The sequence below is a fragment of the Paracoccus sp. (in: a-proteobacteria) genome, from assembly GCF_032007265.1.
In the GTDB taxonomy this organism is placed as follows: Bacteria; Pseudomonadota; Alphaproteobacteria; order Rhodobacterales; family Rhodobacteraceae; genus Paracoccus.
The window spans coordinates 1-15,265 of record NZ_DALZMB010000049.1; the positions used below are offsets into that span (position 1 = coordinate 1).

Consider the following 15,265-nt stretch of genomic DNA (forward strand, 5'->3'; position numbering starts at 1 on the left):
CATAGACCGCCCGTGCAATCGCCCTTGCCAGCACCGATGCCGCAGCATGGCCCAGCCGAAAGGCCTGTGGCATGGGATCGGTGATCTTGCGTTCCCGGGTCGAGACGGCAAAGACCAGATCGCCGTCGATTGGCGTATGTGAAGGCACGATCGCGCGCGCCATGCCGTCATGGGCGGCCGTCGCCATCCGGTAAAGCCCGGCCTTGTCCAGATCGGCGTCGGTGGCAACAATCGCAATCGTCGTGGCCTCGCCCAGTTGCTTGAGGGGGGCAGGCTCGGTGCCCGGATGAAAGGGGCCACCAAGGCCCAGGCCGCCAAATTCCTGATCCAACTCCCAAGGGGCTGCCCAGAACTGTCCTGACGGCGCGGTGACCGAGCCCAGAGCATTCACCACAACCAGCGCCCCAACCGTTGTGCCATCCGCCAGCACCGCCGAGGCAGAGCCCAATCCGCCCTTCCAATTGCCGGTCATCGCACCCAGCCCCGCACCCGCGCTGCCGATTGCAAAATGCGAAGATGCCGCGTGAAACGCGGCGCGTCCCAGCGCGGGATAGGGGTTGTCCTCCCAGGATTTATCGCCGCCATTGAGCAGGTCAAAGACGATGGCACCGGGAACAATCGGCACCTGTACCGGGCCAACCGCAAAGCCGCGACCTTGGGCGCGCAAAGCGGCCGCCACGCCCGAGCAAGCATCCAGCCCGAAGGCCGAGCCGCCCGAAAGCACCAAGGCGTCAATATCGTCGACCAGCTTGTCGGGGGCCAAAAGATCCGTCTCGCGCGTGCCCGGTGATCCGCCCATGACATTGACCGCCGCACGAAAGGGCCGATCGGCAGTCAAAACCGTACTGCCCGAGCGCAGATGCAGGTCATGGGCATTGCCCACGCGCAGGCCGGGGACATCGGTAATCAGGTTCTTCGGGCCTTGTCGCATCAGATCCTCGCAGTTGCCGGGGCAGATTGTCTGGCCCGATGGCGCGATGCAAGGGCTGTGCGCAACCTCAGGGCCGCTTCTGGCGTTGCACAAGACAGGCTCAGCACCTACCTATTTCTTAAGAAAGCTGAAAGGATTTGCTAAAATGACAGCCCCGATCCACCGGATATTCGGCCGCCCGATTGATGCTCCTGTGCCGCAGGGATTTGACCAGATCCTGTTCGGAATGGGATGCTATTGGGGTGTCGAGCGCCTGTTTTGGCAAATTGAGGGGGTCTATATGACCTCTGTCGGCTTTGCCGGCGGCAGCGTCGACAATCCGACCTATAAGCAGGTCTGCACCGGCCAGACCGGACATGCCGAGGTGGTTCGCGTCGTCTATGACAGCTCGCGCGTCTCGACCGAGCAATTGCTGAAGATTTTCTGGGAAAATCATAATCCGACCCAGGGCAATCGGCAGGGCAATGATGTCGGCGATCAGTACCGCTCGCTGATCATGTATACGACCGAACATCAGCGCGTGCTGGCCGAGGCCTCGAAGATTGATTACGATAACCGACTTGCTGTCGATGGTTTTCCAAAAATAACCACGGAAATTCTGCCTGCCAGCACATTCTGGCTGGCCGAAGATGATCATCAGCAATATCTCGACCGTTACCCGGACGGCTATTGCGGTCTGCGTGGTACGGGCGTGAAAGCGTCGCAAATCGAAGGATATGAGCAGATCTGATGGCAACCTGGACCGCACTTTCCCACACGCTTGGCCGCGAAAAGGCCGAGGCCATCGTAGAGCAGGCTGAAGGCCTGACCCCCGAGCCGGTCGGCACCGGCGTTTTCGAGATCGAGGACGGCTCGGATCGCTGGGAGATCGGGCTGTATTTCACCGAAGAACCCGATGAGATCGCGCTGATGCTTTTGGCGCTGGCCCATGATGCCGAGCCCTTCGTTCTGTCCGAGGTTCCTGATGTCGACTGGGTCGCCCATGTGAAACGCGAGCTGACCCCGGTCGAGGCGGGTCGCTTTTTCGTTTACGGCAGCCATGATGCCGAAAGCGTGCCAGAGGATGCCGAAGCCCTGTTGATCGAGGCGGCAATGGCCTTTGGCACCGGGCACCACAACACCACAAAGGGCTGTCTTTTGGCGTTGGACCGGCTGGTCAATGAGGGCAAGACCTTTGAGCGGATCGCGGATATCGGCGCAGGCACGGCCGTTTTGGCTATGGCTGCGGCGCGCGTCTTTCCGGTCGTGGTCGCCGCGGGCGATATCGACCCGGTCGCGGTCGATACGGCCAAGGCCAACGTGATCGCCAATGGTCTGGCTGGCCGCGTTGAATGTGTCGAGGCCGTGGGCTTTGATCATCCGCTGCTGGAAGGCGCGGCCCCCTATGATCTGGTTTTCGCCAACATCCTGAAGCAACCCTTGATCGATCTGGCCCCGGATATGGCGCGCTATATCGCGCCGGGCGGCAAGGCGATCCTTTCGGGCATTTTGACGACCCAGGCCCCCGAGGTGATTGCGGCTTATGAAAGCTGCCATTTCACCCTGGATCGTCGCGATGATCTGGCAGAATGGTCCGTTTTGGTGCTGACGCGCAGCTGAACGCCTGCGTTGGGAACCAGCGTCTTATGAATGCGCAGGGCAGGGCCAAAAGCCCTGCCTTTTTTGTGCCGGATTTTTAGGCAAATCCCGGGGCGGCGCTTGGCGTGGACCCGCTACCTTTCGCGCTTGCGTGATCGCCCCCGCATCGATGTCCTGCCCAGGATACCGCTGTACGGGCCTCGCGGTTGCAAACGGGTCTTTGGACAAGAAAAAGGCCCCATCCGGTTTGTGCCGGGGGGGCCGTTCTCGCAAGATGGTTTTGCTCTGCTGCGATCAGCGACGAGCAGCAACCCGGTCGATATCGCCGCGGATCAGCCCGATATCATCGAGTTCGCGATCCGTCAGACGGTTCAGCGCGTTGCGCGTCACACGTGCGTCGTTCCATTCGGAAACGGCAGCTACGAGTTTCGAAACAAAACCAGCTTGGCGCGTCCCGCCGAGGACGCGGTTCGTGTCAATTGCCGACATTATCTCACCTATGTTTGTAAAGTGCCCGATGTTTGGGCGGTTGTTCGATGCTGGTGATATAGATCGGGCGTTCTGTTTCGACTAGGCCAGCTTGGGCAAGTCAGCTATGCGCGGGCTGCATAAGGTACCGAATTCATTAAACTTTTACCTGCTCTCTTTTGCGAGAGCAGGGCAAGATTGTTGCCAAATTCTGCGCTGCAGTATTCCAATATGTCTGTGACGTGGGGTCACGCCTAGCGCCAATCGCCTAAATGGCTCTGCCACAGGGTAATGGCCGCAACCGCAGCGGTATCGGCGCGCAAGATCCTTGGACCAAGGCTAAGGGGGGTGACACAGTCATGGGCACGCAACTGTTGCCGTTCGGCATCAGACCAGCCCCCCTCAGGGCCGATCAGAATCGCCCAAGGGCCTTCGGGCAGGGCGGAAAGCGTGGCCGAAGGCCCGGCCAGAGCCTCATCCGCCCAAAGAATCCGGCGAATCGGGTCCCAGTTGGACAGAAGGCGCGCCAATGGGGTCAGATCGGTGACCTCGGGGACAAAGGTGCCACCACATTGCTCGGCGGCTTCGACCGCATGGGCTTGCAGGCGGTCCTGACGGATGCGTTCGGAATTGGTGCGCTCGGTCTGAACCGGAAGGATGCGCGCACAGCCCAGCTCGGCCGCTTTCTCGACGATGAAATCGGTGCGGGTCTTTTTGATCGGCGCAAAGATCAGCCACAGATCGGGCGGATTGCGCTGCGGCGCATTCGGGCCAACAGCGATCAACTCGCCGTTGCGCTTGCCGATCCGTTCGATCCGGGTCAGCCATTCGCCATCCCGGCCGTTAAAGACCAGAATCTCGTCACCCGGACCTTGCCGCATGACGCCATGAAGATAATGTGCTTGATCCGGGTTCAAGGGGATCCCTTGTCCAGAGGTAAGCGGGTGATCTATGAACAGCCTGATTTTTGCCATGGGGGCAACCTAATGCAGACTACCCGCCCGATACCAGAGGCCGTCGCAGATGCACCTGCGGACAATTGGGTCGATCGCTACGCACCAGATTATCTGCGTCCTTGGCTAAGGCTGTCGCGCGCGGATCGGCCCATCGGGACATGGCTTTTGTTGCTGCCGTGCTTTTTTGGGGTCGGGCTGGCCATGATCGCGACCGGGCCGATCTGGTTCGATCTATGGATCATCCTGGCCTGCACCATCGGGGCTTTCGTGATGCGGGGGGCGGGCTGCACCTGGAATGACATTACCGACCGTCATATTGACGGCAGTGTTGCGCGCACCCGATTGCGGCCCATCCCTTCGGGGCAGGTCTCGGTGCGCGGGGCGGTTCTGTGGATGATCTTGCAATGCCTGATCGGGCTGGTGATCTTGCTGACGCTTGGCCGTGCGGCGATCATCATGGGGGTGATCTCGCTGGTGCCGGTTGCGGTCTATCCCTTCGCCAAGCGCTTCACCTGGTGGCCTCAGGTCTTTTTGGGCATTGCCTTTAACTGGGGCGTCTTGCTGGCCTGGGCGGCGCATACGGGCGGGCTGGCGCCGGCGCCGGTTCTGGCCTGGATCGCGGGGATCTGCTGGACGGTCTTTTACGACACGATCTATGCCCATCAAGACGTCGAGGATGACGTTCTGATTGGCGTGAAATCGACCGCACGCTTCTTTGGTGACGATTCTCCGCGCTGGTTGATGGGCTTTGCTGTCGCAACTGTGATCTTGATGGCTTGCGCGGTGATGGCGGCTGGTCCGACAGGCTGGGCTGCAACCTTTGCTTGGGTCGGAGTCATAGGATTCGCTGCACATTTATGCTGGCAGCTTTGGCGGTTTGATCAATTTGACACGCCGCTTTGCCTGAAGCTTTTCCGCTCGAACCGGGATGCTGGGCTGTTTTTCGCTGTCCTTTTGGGCTTGGCCGGGCTGCTGTGATTGCGAAATCGCCGCTGAAGGTCTAAGTCGCGCTGATCGGAAACAGCCCATAGGTTTGCCTGATGCCCGACAAAACACTGCACAAAAGCCCCCAGAAACGTCGCCGCTCGCGCACGACGCGCAGCGTTGCCACAGTTCTGGCGCTGGCTGCTGCAGGGGGATTGTCGGCCTATGCCGCAACCGCCGCCGTAGGCTTCTTAGAAGCGCGCCTCAGCCAGGATGCCCATGATGCGCTGATCGCTCAGGGCTATGACTGGGCCGAGGTCAAGGTGGACGGCCTGAAGGTGCACCTCCGCGGTACCGCGCCGTCCGAGGTGGATCGCTATCGGGCGATCCTTTTGGCCGAAGGTGCCGTCGAGGCCGGCCGCATCATTGATGACCTAGAGGTTGCGGCCCCCGCTGTCATCACCGCCCCCGATTTCGAGGTCGAGCTGCTGCGCAATGACGAGGGCATCTCGATCATTGGGCTGGTGCCTGCGGGGCTCGAGCGCGAAAGCGTGACCAAGTCCTTGCAAAAGGCCACGGGAACGGCGCGTGTGACCGATCTTTTGGAAACCGCCGATTATGCCGTGCCGGACAATTGGGACGCAGCCTTTGGTTTTGGCCTGCGCGCCGCCGAGCTGGCCGAGCGTGGCAAGGTCTCGATCGCGCCGGGTCAGGTCACGGTCACGGCAATCACCGACTCGCGCGAGGCCAAGGCCGCGCTTGAGTTGGCGTTGAAGCGGGCCAAGCCTGCCAATGTCGCGCTTCAGATGAATATCTCGGCGCCGCGTCCGGTGATTTCGCCCTTTACCCTGCGCTTTGTCAAAGATCAGGACGGGACGCGGTTTGACGCCTGTGCCGCCGACACCGAAGCCGCACGTGAGCAAATCCTTGCAGCAGCCGCCAAAGCCGGCCTTAAGGGGCAGGCCAATTGCCAGCTTGGTCTTGGCGTCCCCTCGAAAGATTGGAGCGCGGCTGCGGTTGCGGCCATTGATGCCATTGGCGCATTCGGCGGCGGTCAGGTCACGCTTTCGGGCACGGATGTGGCGCTTCAGGCGCCCGCCGATACCCAGCAAGGCAAATATGACGAGGTCGTCGCACGTGCGCAGGCCGCCTTGCCCCCGCTTTACACCCTGACCGCAACCATTGCCAAAGGCGGGGCCGAGCAGGGGCCTGCGGATTTCTCGGCTGTCTCGACCGATGGCGGCAGCGTGGTCTTGCGCGGTCGCATCACCGATCAGCGCATGCGTGATGCGGTCGAAAGCTTTGCCCGATCCCGCTTTGGCCAGATCGACAGCGCGCTTCGTCTTGACGATCAGGTTCCAAGCGGCTGGACGGTGCGCGTTATCGCCGCGCTAGAGGCGATGGCCGGGCTATCCAATGGTACGGCCCATGTCAGCCCCGATCTGATCCGCATCACCGGGATCTCGGGCGATCAGACGGCCTCGGATCTGGCGGCAACACATTTGGCCGAGCGTCTGGGGGCGGGGGCGAATTACGAATTGGCGATCCGCTATGACCGCCGCCTCGACCCGCTGCTTGGTTTGCCAAGTGGGGCGGAATGTGTGGACCGGCTTAATCTGGTGATGCGCGAATCACTGATCGGATTCGAGCCGAATAAATCCGTGATCGCCGGGGATCCGACGCCAACGCTGGAGCGTCTTAAGGAAGCACTGACCAATTGCACGGATTTCCGCATCGAAATCGGCGGACACACGGATGCGCAGGGCTCTGAGGCTTTCAACGCCGAATTGTCGCGCAAACGCGCGCAGGCCGTGCTTGAGGCGATGACCAAGGCCGGGATCGATACGACGCTGATCAGCGCGCGCGGTTACGGCGAAAGCATGCCGATCGCCGATAATGATACAGATGCGGGCCGCGAGGCCAATCGGCGGATCGAATTCACGCGTTTGGCCGATGCGCCGGTTCAGGCCGAGCCGGGCACTGCGCTGAAAACCGTCTCGGGCGTGACCACCGATCCTGACCCCGGCGAGATGCAGGGCCCACAATTGCCCGAAAGCGATCAGGCCTCGCTGCCTGCGGACGGCGACGGCGAGGGTCAAGGCGACAGCCACAGCCACGGCGAAGCGACCGCAACCGGCTCACTGCCGCAAGACAGCGCCGTGCCTGCCCAGCCAAACGATGCCACGCCCGCAACCGAGCCGCTGGTCGTTGGTGATGCCTTGCGCGATTACGCCGAGATGATGGCGACGATTCTGGTCGATGAGCTGGCCCAAATGGGCCATCTGGGCGCCGATGAGATGCCCTTTGACGGCGGTGGCTTCGAAGGCGACGACGCCAATGGGGCCGAAGCGGCTCAGGACGCGACCGGTCAGGATGCGACGGCTCAGGCTCAGTCAGGTCAGGCTGAGAGCGGACAAGTCGAGACGGGGCAGGACGCGACAGCCACGAACAAGACCGCGGCTGCTGCGGCCAATGACGAACAATCGGGGCAGGGCCAGCCGCAACAAGATGTTGCAGGTCAGGGCGAAGCCGGGGCAGCAATGCCAGCCGAGACCCCGACGACAGACCCGACGGCAAACCCGCCGCAAGCTGCACAGCCCGCTGTGTCTGGCACCGCGACTGCATCTGATGCGGCAACGGTGGCAGCCCCCTTGGCGGGGCAAGGCGATAGCGTGAAGCCTGAGGGCTCTCAGGACCAGGCAGCTGCGACGGGTGATGTCGCGGCCGCGGTTTCTGGGGCTTCTTTGACCGCCAGTGTTGTCGTTAACGCCGAGCAGCCCAGCAACGACACCAAAGCCCCCGCTGCTTCACAAGGCACGGATGCTGCCTTGCAAGCTGTGGCTGAAGCTGCACCCGCAGGTGCGGGCAGCGACCCAGCCTCTGGCGCTGCTACCGCGACCAGCGCGGCTCTTGCGCCGGGGGCTGCTGTCGATTGGGGGCAACTGACCGCTGCTGCCGCAAGCCTGGGATTGGCGGCGATCGGAGAAAGCGTTAGCGTGATGACGCAGCCTTTGGTCGATGCCACCCCACGTCCGCAGCCGCGCCCGCAGAAATAACGATCCTTGGCGGGCAGACCGGCCGCCCTTCATCCGACGAGCATCATGGACCGTACCCAATTCATCTTTGCCACTGCGATCATCCTGTTTGGCGTATTCCTTTTGGGATGGTGCGTCAGTGCGCTGCTGAGCCGTTTCAGCCGTGTCAGCTCGACCGAGATGGACGAGGTCGAGCGGCTGTCGCAAAAGCTGCATGAGACCGAACAAGAGCGTGACAAGGCTGTGGCCGAACTGGAAACCCGCGAGGCCGAACTGACCGAGCGGCTGTCCTTTACCGCAAGCGAATTGCGCGCCGCGATGGATGGGCTGCACGACAGCCGCACCGAGATCGAGGAATTGCGCGACTATATCGAGCGTAAACTGTCGCGAAACCGCTAAGGGGATCGGGGCCGGTATATCCCTGCCGATACCCTCTGCCGCATGAAAAAGGCCCGCATGACGCGGGCCTTTTTGTTTAGTGTAAAGATGGGCTTAAACGCCTGCGTCAATGATGGCGCGCGCCAGGATCGGAACGGATTCGTCATTCAGACCAGCGATGTTCAGGCGCGAATCACCCACCAGATAGATGGCAAATTCGTCCTTGATCATCTTGACCTGCTCGGGCGTGGCACCAAGGCGCGAGAACATGCCGCGGTGCTGCTCGATAAAGTCGAAACGGTTCGAACCCGACAGGTTGCGCAGCTCGGCCGCCAGGTTGGCGCGGATGCGCAACATGCCATTGCGCACGGCCTCTAGCTCGGCTTTCCAATCGGCAGACAATGTCTCATCGGTCAGGATCGTGGTGACGATGCGTGCGCCATGATCGGGCGGGAACGAGAAGGTCTGGCGGTTCAGGAACGCCATCGCGCCCTGCGTCAGATCGCGCGATTTTCCATCGGTGGTGATGGCCAGCAGCACGCCCGAACGCTCGCGGTAAATGCCAAAGTTCTTGCTGCACGAGGCGGCGATCAGAACTTCGGGGAAGCTTTCCACGATGATGCGCGTGCCTTGCGCGTCTTCCTCAAGACCATCGCCAAAGCCCTGATAGGCCAGGTCGATCATCGGGGTTGCGCCGGTTTTGGCGATGACGGCGGCAATCTCTTTCCACTGCGCGACGGTCAGGTTGGCGCCGGTCGGGTTATGACAGCAGCCATGCAGCAAAACCACGTCGCCCGGCTTGGCCTGAGCCAGATCGGCCTTCATCCCCTCGAAATTCACCCCACGGGATTCATTGTCGAAATAGCGATAGGGGATGGTTTCCACGCCCATCCATTTCAGGATCGACAGATGGTTCGGCCAGGTCGGGTCCGAATAAAACACCCGCATCTCGGGGCTGCCCATCCGTGCCAGCTCAAAGCCCTGACGCAGCGCGCCGGTGCCACCGACCGTGGCCAAAGTTGCCGTCAGCTCGGGCTTGTACAGATCGCCAAGGATCATCTTGGCCATGGCTTCGCGGTATGCAGGCTCGCCCGCAAGCACGGTATAGCTTTTCGAGGTCTCGGTCTCGAGCAGGCGCTTTTCGGCGGCCTTGACGGCGCGCATGATCGGCGTGTGGCCGGTCGGATCTTTGTAAACGCCCACGCCAAGATCGATCTTGCCCTGACGGGTATCGGCCTTGAACTCGCCCATCAGGGCCAGAATTTTATCGGGATCTTGGGGTTTCAGATTCGACAGCATCATGCGTCTCCGGTTGCGATTTTCAGGTCCGGAAAGCTGCCCCATTCGGCCCAGCTTCCGTCGTAAAGCGAATTGTTGCGGTGCCCCATGCGCTCGAGCGCCAGAAACAGAACGGCCGCCGTGACCCCCGAGCCGCAGGTGGTGATGGCGGGCTTCGTCAGATCGACGCCTGCCGCCTCAAAGACCGCCTTCAGTTCGGCTGGGGATTTCATCGTGCCATCGGGGTTATAGACCTGACCAAAGGGCACGTTCTTGGCACCGGGAATGTGGCCCGAACGCAGGCCCGGCCGCGGCTCGGCGGCCTCGCCACGAAAACGCTCGGCGGCGCGGGCATCGATGATTTCGTGATCGCGCAGCTTCGAAGCAGCTGCGACCTGCGTGACATCGCGCACCAGCCCTGCCTGACGCTGAACCGTCATGTGGCGATCGCGCAGGGTGGGGGCCATATCCTCGACGGGGCGGCCCTCGGCCTGCCATTTTGCAAGGCCACCGTCCAGCACCGCAACATCGGTCTTGCCCATCAGGCGGAAGGTCCACCACACGCGCGGCGCCGAGGGCATGCCGGCACTGTTATAGATCACGACCTGATGACCGTCGCCGATTCCCATCGCACGCATCCGGCTGACGAATTTCTCGACCGGAGGGGCCATGTGGGGCAGCAGGCTGCGATGATCGGCGATCTCGTCAATGTCGAAAAAACGCGCGCCGGGAATATGGGCCGCGTCATATTCGGCCTTGGCATTGCGGCTGGGGTCCATGTGCCAGCTGGCATCGATGATGCGCAAATCCGGATCATTCAGATGCGCGGCCAGCCAATCAGTCGAAACCAAAGTCTTCGGATCGTCGGACATGCGCATTTCCCCCGCTAAACAAGCCATGCACGATGTAACCGCCATGACGGGGCGCTGCAATGAAAAGCTTAATCGCGTGCGCCTTGCTTCAACAGGCGTTGTTTCTGACGGCCCCAATCGCGCTTGGCCGAGGTCTCGCGCTTGTCGGCGACCTTCTTGCCCTTGGCGATGCCGATCTTCAGCTTCACGATGCCACGATCGTTGAAATACATCACCAATGGAACCAGCGTCATGCCCTCACGGCCAATCGCCTGCCAGAGTCTGGACAGTTCCTTGCGTGAAACCAACAGCTTGCGGCGACGGCGCTCTTCATGGCCGAAAACGCCTGCCTGCTTATAGGCCGCGATATAGCTGTTGATCAGCCACAGCTCGTTTTGCTCGACCGAGGCATAACTTTCGGCAATATTCGATTGCCCGGTCCGCAGGCTTTTCACCTCGGAGCCGGTCAGGATAATGCCCACCTCAAGGTCGCTTTCGATGAAGTAATCGAAACGTGCGCGACGATTTTCGGCGATGATCTTGTAATTGGGGTCAGATTTTGTGGCCATGATGCCTTCGAAATAGGGCCCGGCGTGGCTTCTGTAAAGGTGCTGGCAGTGCTTGGGGATCGACATCGGCTTTGCTGGGGCGATCTTGCAGGGGCGCTGACGCAGATCTTGCCGCAATGTCAGACCACACCGCGCCGTGTGCAGGGCCGAAATGGGCGAAAAAACGGCGCGCAGATGGTGGGGGCGCTTGTCAGCCGGGCCTGTCGGTGGCTAGCCTTCGGCGCATAGCAGGGGGAATAAAACATGCGGCATGGTGGGCAGATTCTTGTACAGGCCTTGAAAGACAACGGTGTCGAGCGGGTCTTTTCTGTGCCCGGAGAAAGCTTTCTGGCGGTGCTGGATGGGCTGTATCAATCAGGGATCGAAAATATCGTCTGCCGTCACGAGGGGGGCGCGGCCATGATGGCCGAGGCCCATGCCAAGTTGACCGGCACCCCCGGCATTGCCTTTGTCACCCGTGGTCCGGGCGCGGCCAATGCCAGTTCTGGCGTCCATGTCGCACGGCAGGATTCGACACCGATGATTTTGTTCGTGGGTCAGATCGCCCGGGGCGATCGGGATCGCGAGGCCTTTCAAGAAGTTGATTACCGCGCCTTTTTCGGGGGGATCGCGAAATGGGTGGCCGAGGTCGATCAGACCGAGCGTTTGCCCGAATATCTGTCGCGCGCCTTTCAGATCGCGATGTCAGGACGACCCGGCCCGGTGGTGCTGGCCCTGCCTGAGGATATGCTGTCTGCCCGTGCCGAGGTCGCAGATCTGCCCGCTGCCCGGCCGCGCCTGACCCAGGTGGCACCGGATGCCATCGCCTCGATTGCAAGCGCCTTGGCCCAGTCGCAGCGCCCTTTGGTTATCCCCGGCGGCAGTCTGTGGTCGCAGCAGGCGGCCGATGATCTGGCACGTTTTGCCAGCAATTGGGGCGTTCCGGTTGCCGTGCCCTTTCGCCGGCAAGGCCATATCGACAATGCCCATCCCAGCTATATCGGCGATCTTGGCGTTGGCATGAACCCGGCGCTGGGGCAGGCGCTTGAGGGGGCGGATTGCATTTTGGCCTTGGGAACGCGGCTGGGCGATACGCTGACGCGCGGTTATGAGCTGATGAACCCGCTGCGCCCACATGCGCGGGTGATCCATGTCCACCCTGCGCCAGATGAGTTGGGTCATCTGTGGCAACCCGATCCGGGGTTGGTGGCGGATCCGCGCGCGGTTGTCGCCGCCTTGGCCCAGTTGCCAGCGCCGCGCCAGTGGGGCGAATGGACCGCGGGGCTGCGTCGCCAATATGAGGCTTGGCAGCAACCCAAGGCCACGCCCGGCGCCATCCGCATGGAATCGGTCGTGACCTGGCTTTCGGACAATCTGCCTGATGATGCGATCATCACGAACGGGGCGGGAAACTATGCGGCTTTTGTTCACCGCTATTACCGTTTCCGGCGGTTTGGAACGCAGTTGGCGCCGACCTCTGGTTCGATGGGATATGGATTGCCTGCCGCAATTGCGGCCAAGATCGCGCGCCCAGATCAGACGGTCATCTGTATGGCCGGAGACGGTTGTTTGCAGATGACGGTGAATGAGCTGTCGACTGCGGCGCAATATGGGGCCGCGGTGATCGTTATTGTTGCCAATAATGGGCGATATGGCACGATCCGCATGCATCAAGAGCGAAATTATCCGGGCCGCGTCTCGGGTACGGATCTGGCCAATCCCGATTTCGCCGCGCTTGCGCGCGCTTATGGCGGCTATGGCGAAAAAGTTGCGCAGGACAGTGATTTCCCTGCGGCTTTTGCCCGGGCGCAGGCCGCTGGCTGTCTGGCCATCCTCGAACTGACGCTTGATCCCGAGGCTTTGACGACTGGCGCCACCTTGGCACAGACCCGTGCCATGGGTGAGGCGGGTGCTTCGCGCGCCTAGATCGGTTTCAGCCGCGCCGCGAAACAAGGCTTGGCGCTGGGGCTGTTTATCTGACTGCCCAAGCGCAAAGCGCTCCCAAAAGCCCCGCAGCGGGTGCCGAGATCAGCCAAGCGCCAAAGATCGTGCGCACATGCGAGCGGCGCACCAGATGGCGGCGGCGGTTTTCCTCGATCGGCAGCAGCTCGGATTTGCGCTGGCGGCGGCTGTCGCGCCATTCGCGGTAAAAGCCGATGCCGAAAACGCCGCCGACAGCGACATGGGTGGTCGAGACCGGCAAACCGACCGCCGAGGCAGCAAGCACCGTGATCACCGTCGCAAGCGAGACGCAAAAGGCGCGCGCCGAGTTCAGCTTGGTGATGCGACTGCCGACCATATGCACCAGCCGGCGCCCAAACAGCATGGCGCCCGCAGCAATTCCCAGCCCGGCCAGCAGCGGTGTCCAAGAGGCCATGGCTTCGACCGGCCCTTCGGCCGCGCGCAGCACAGCACCCAAGGGGGCCGTGACATTGGCCGCATCATTCGAGCCGTGGGCAAAGCCCATCATCAGCGCCGACAGGGCCAAAGGAAGCGAAAAGATCACCTTCATCGCCGCGCGGGGGCTGGCTTGGGCTGCAATTTGCAGGTCGATTGCGCGCCTTGCATGCCAAAATCCAAGCCCACCCAGAATGGCGGCAAAAATCAGCGACAGTGACGGGTCCAGCCGCAGGCTGACAAGCATCACATTCAGCACAAAGAGTGCTGCCATGATTGCAATGGCAAAGGGCAAAAGGCGCCGCGCCGATGCCAGCTTGTCGGGGGTATCAAGGATATGTCGGCGCAGCAGCGCCATCAATGCAGCCGCGATCAACCCCGCACAAAGCGGCGAGATCATCCAGCCAAGGGCGATGGTTGCCATGCCTGGCCAGTTCACCGCCCCCCAGCCATGGGTCGCAATGCCCGCCCCGGCGATGGCGCCGACAATGGTATGGGTGGTGCTGACCGGTGCGCCAGCCCAGGTGGCCAGGCTGATCCAGCTTGCCGCAGCCAACAGGGCCGCAAGCATCACCCGTGCCGAGCTGTAATCACCAATTCCGGGCAGCACGATTCCATCTGCAAGCCGCCCCGCGACCTGATCGCCCGCCAAGACCGCGCCCGCGATCTGCAAGATGCCAACCAGCACCAGGCCAGTGGTCATGCCAATCGCGCCCGCGCCGACCGCAGGCCCCAACGAGTTCGCGACATCGTTGGCGCCAATGGACAGCGCAAGATAGGCCGAGACCGCGACCCCCGCGACGATGATGCCCAAGGCCGGGTGGTCGCCAAATGCCCCGAATGAGATCAGCGCTGCCATCGCCACGAACAGCAGGCCGATCCCCAGCCGGATGACGGGGCGAAAGGATTCAATACTGGCGGCCTCGGCGTTGGAAATGCGCCCAAGGTCTTTATCCAGAATGCGAAAGTCGCGGTTTGTCTTGCTCATCTGTGCAGGCTATCGCGTTCCTGCGGTACAGCAAGCTTGCGCAGTATCGTTTTCAGCCCGGTTTCATCAACCAGCTCGGCTGCCTCGCTGGGCGAGAACCATTCGCGGCGGCGTTGGTCTGCCTCGGGGAATTTTTTGCAAAGTTCACTGACTTCGATCGTGAAAACGCGCACCTCGATCGGAATGGCAAAGCCGCGATCTTGTTGCTTGTCGTAATGATAACGCCCGCTTTCACGCTCGATCAATCTGCCGCGCACGCCCGCTTCTTCCCATGCTTCTTGTGCAGCTGCTTCGCCCAGTGAGCGTCCCTCCATCGGCCAGCCTTTGGGCACGATCCAGCGTCCTGTCCCACGCGAGGTGATCAGCAAGACCTTCATGGTTTGGGGATCGATGCAAAGGGCTGCGACCTGCAAAGATGCCGGACGACGACCCAGAATCCGGCCCAGCTTTTCGCGGAAAAGATCCATCATGAGGCGTCGTCACCATCCGGGCCGACGCGCCCGCGCAAATTCTTGACCTGACCGCGCAGGGTCTTGCCAGCCAGCCTGCGACGTTGGCTGCCAAGGGTGGGGCGTGTGGCAATGCGCCGCTTGGGCGCCTTCAACGCCTCGCGGATCAGCTCGGCCAGACGCTCGCGCGCCAATTCGCGGTTGCGCAATTGCGAGCGGGTTTCTTGCGCCAGGATGATGATCGCACCATCCTGCGTCCAACGCCGCCCCGCCAGCCGACGCAGCCGGTTTTTCACTGCCGGACTAAGGTTCGGAGAGCGCTCTGCCTCGAAACGCAATTCGACCGCGGTTTCGACTTTATTCACGTTTTGTCCGCCCGGTCCCTGAGATCGGGTGAACTGTTCGGACAGCTCCCATTCCTGAATGGTGGTTTGATCATCAATTTGTAACATGATGGGAATATGTAGCGAAATTTAGCGAATAA

General features: G+C 61.7%; 15 protein-coding genes. 6 read left to right on the forward strand and 9 right to left on the reverse strand.

Translation table 11 applies throughout. From position 1 onward, the window contains the following. A partial coding sequence (locus tag RTS12_RS11540; RefSeq protein WP_312528603.1) for a P1 family peptidase occupies positions 1–931 on the reverse strand: 931 nt, incomplete at its 3' end. 145 nt (positions 932–1,076) lie between these two features. On the opposite strand from RTS12_RS11540, the gene msrA reads away from it, so the two are divergent. Together msrA and RTS12_RS11550 are read left to right on the forward strand one after the other, a co-directional pair. Continuing rightward, on the forward strand, positions 1,077–1,661 hold the full coding sequence (msrA, locus tag RTS12_RS11545; RefSeq protein WP_312528605.1) for a peptide-methionine (S)-S-oxide reductase MsrA: 585 nt from the start codon (positions 1,077–1,079) through the stop codon (positions 1,659–1,661). Then, positions 1,661–2,530, forward strand: coding sequence for a 50S ribosomal protein L11 methyltransferase (locus RTS12_RS11550; RefSeq protein ID WP_312528607.1), 870 nt, complete (start codon positions 1,661–1,663; stop codon positions 2,528–2,530). The genes msrA and RTS12_RS11550 overlap by 1 nt, the downstream gene beginning before the upstream one ends. Before the next feature lie 273 nt (positions 2,531–2,803). On the opposite strand, the gene RTS12_RS11555 is transcribed toward RTS12_RS11550, so the two are convergent. Together RTS12_RS11555 and RTS12_RS11560 are read right to left on the reverse strand one after the other, a co-directional pair. Further along, entirely contained in the window at positions 2,804–2,998 is a 195-nt protein-coding gene (locus RTS12_RS11555) for a DUF1127 domain-containing protein (protein WP_312528609.1), read from the reverse strand. Positions 2,999–3,231: 233 nt separating this feature from the next. Next, on the reverse strand, positions 3,232–3,951 hold the full coding sequence (locus RTS12_RS11560; protein ID WP_312528610.1) for a 16S rRNA (uracil(1498)-N(3))-methyltransferase: 720 nt from the start codon (positions 3,949–3,951) through the stop codon (positions 3,232–3,234). 12 nt (positions 3,952–3,963) lie between these two features. On the opposite strand from RTS12_RS11560, the gene ubiA reads away from it, so the two are divergent. From ubiA to RTS12_RS11575, 3 genes are all read left to right on the forward strand, one after another. Next, the gene (gene ubiA / locus RTS12_RS11565) at positions 3,964–4,911 is read left to right on the forward strand and encodes a 4-hydroxybenzoate octaprenyltransferase (protein ID WP_312528612.1); all 948 of its coding nucleotides are present in this window, start codon (positions 3,964–3,966) and stop codon (positions 4,909–4,911) included. 62 nt (positions 4,912–4,973) lie between these two features. Continuing rightward, on the forward strand, positions 4,974–7,913 hold the full coding sequence (locus RTS12_RS11570) for an OmpA family protein (RefSeq protein ID WP_312528614.1): 2,940 nt from the start codon (positions 4,974–4,976) through the stop codon (positions 7,911–7,913). 45 nt (positions 7,914–7,958) lie between these two features. Continuing rightward, positions 7,959–8,291, forward strand: coding sequence for a hypothetical protein (locus tag RTS12_RS11575; protein WP_312528616.1), 333 nt, complete (start codon positions 7,959–7,961; stop codon positions 8,289–8,291). Between the two features lie 93 nt (positions 8,292–8,384). Here the strand turns inward: RTS12_RS11575 and RTS12_RS11580 are convergent, their stop codons facing one another. From RTS12_RS11580 to smpB, 3 genes are all read right to left on the reverse strand, one after another. Continuing rightward, entirely contained in the window at positions 8,385–9,569 is a 1,185-nt protein-coding gene (locus RTS12_RS11580) for an amino acid aminotransferase (RefSeq protein WP_312528647.1), read from the reverse strand. Beyond that, complete coding sequence (gene sseA, locus RTS12_RS11585; RefSeq protein WP_312528618.1) at positions 9,569–10,420, reverse strand: 3-mercaptopyruvate sulfurtransferase; 852 nt, start codon at positions 10,418–10,420, stop codon at positions 9,569–9,571. Before sseA ends, RTS12_RS11580 begins: the two co-directional genes overlap by 1 nt. Before the next feature lie 68 nt (positions 10,421–10,488). Then, entirely contained in the window at positions 10,489–10,968 is a 480-nt protein-coding gene (gene smpB / locus RTS12_RS11590) for an SsrA-binding protein SmpB (RefSeq protein ID WP_312528620.1), read from the reverse strand. Between the two features lie 243 nt (positions 10,969–11,211). Here smpB and RTS12_RS11595 point away from each other — a divergent pair, with 243 nt between their 5' ends. Then, entirely contained in the window at positions 11,212–12,873 is a 1,662-nt protein-coding gene (locus RTS12_RS11595) for a thiamine pyrophosphate-binding protein (RefSeq protein ID WP_312528624.1), read from the forward strand. A gap of 46 nt (positions 12,874–12,919) precedes the next feature. On the opposite strand, the gene RTS12_RS11600 is transcribed toward RTS12_RS11595, so the two are convergent. Genes RTS12_RS11600 through arfB form a run of 3 tightly spaced genes read right to left on the reverse strand, consistent with a single transcriptional unit; the run spans position 12,920 to position 15,233 of the window. Next, positions 12,920–14,332: an inorganic phosphate transporter gene (locus RTS12_RS11600; protein ID WP_312528626.1), complete on the reverse strand. Its 1,413-nt coding sequence runs from the start codon at positions 14,330–14,332 to the stop codon at positions 12,920–12,922. Beyond that, entirely contained in the window at positions 14,329–14,802 is a 474-nt protein-coding gene (locus tag RTS12_RS11605; RefSeq protein ID WP_312528628.1) for an NUDIX hydrolase, read from the reverse strand. Before RTS12_RS11605 ends, RTS12_RS11600 begins: the two co-directional genes overlap by 4 nt. After that, on the reverse strand, positions 14,799–15,233 hold the full coding sequence (arfB, locus tag RTS12_RS11610; protein ID WP_312528629.1) for an alternative ribosome rescue aminoacyl-tRNA hydrolase ArfB: 435 nt from the start codon (positions 15,231–15,233) through the stop codon (positions 14,799–14,801). Before arfB ends, RTS12_RS11605 begins: the two co-directional genes overlap by 4 nt. Positions 15,234–15,265: the final 32 nt, after the last annotated feature.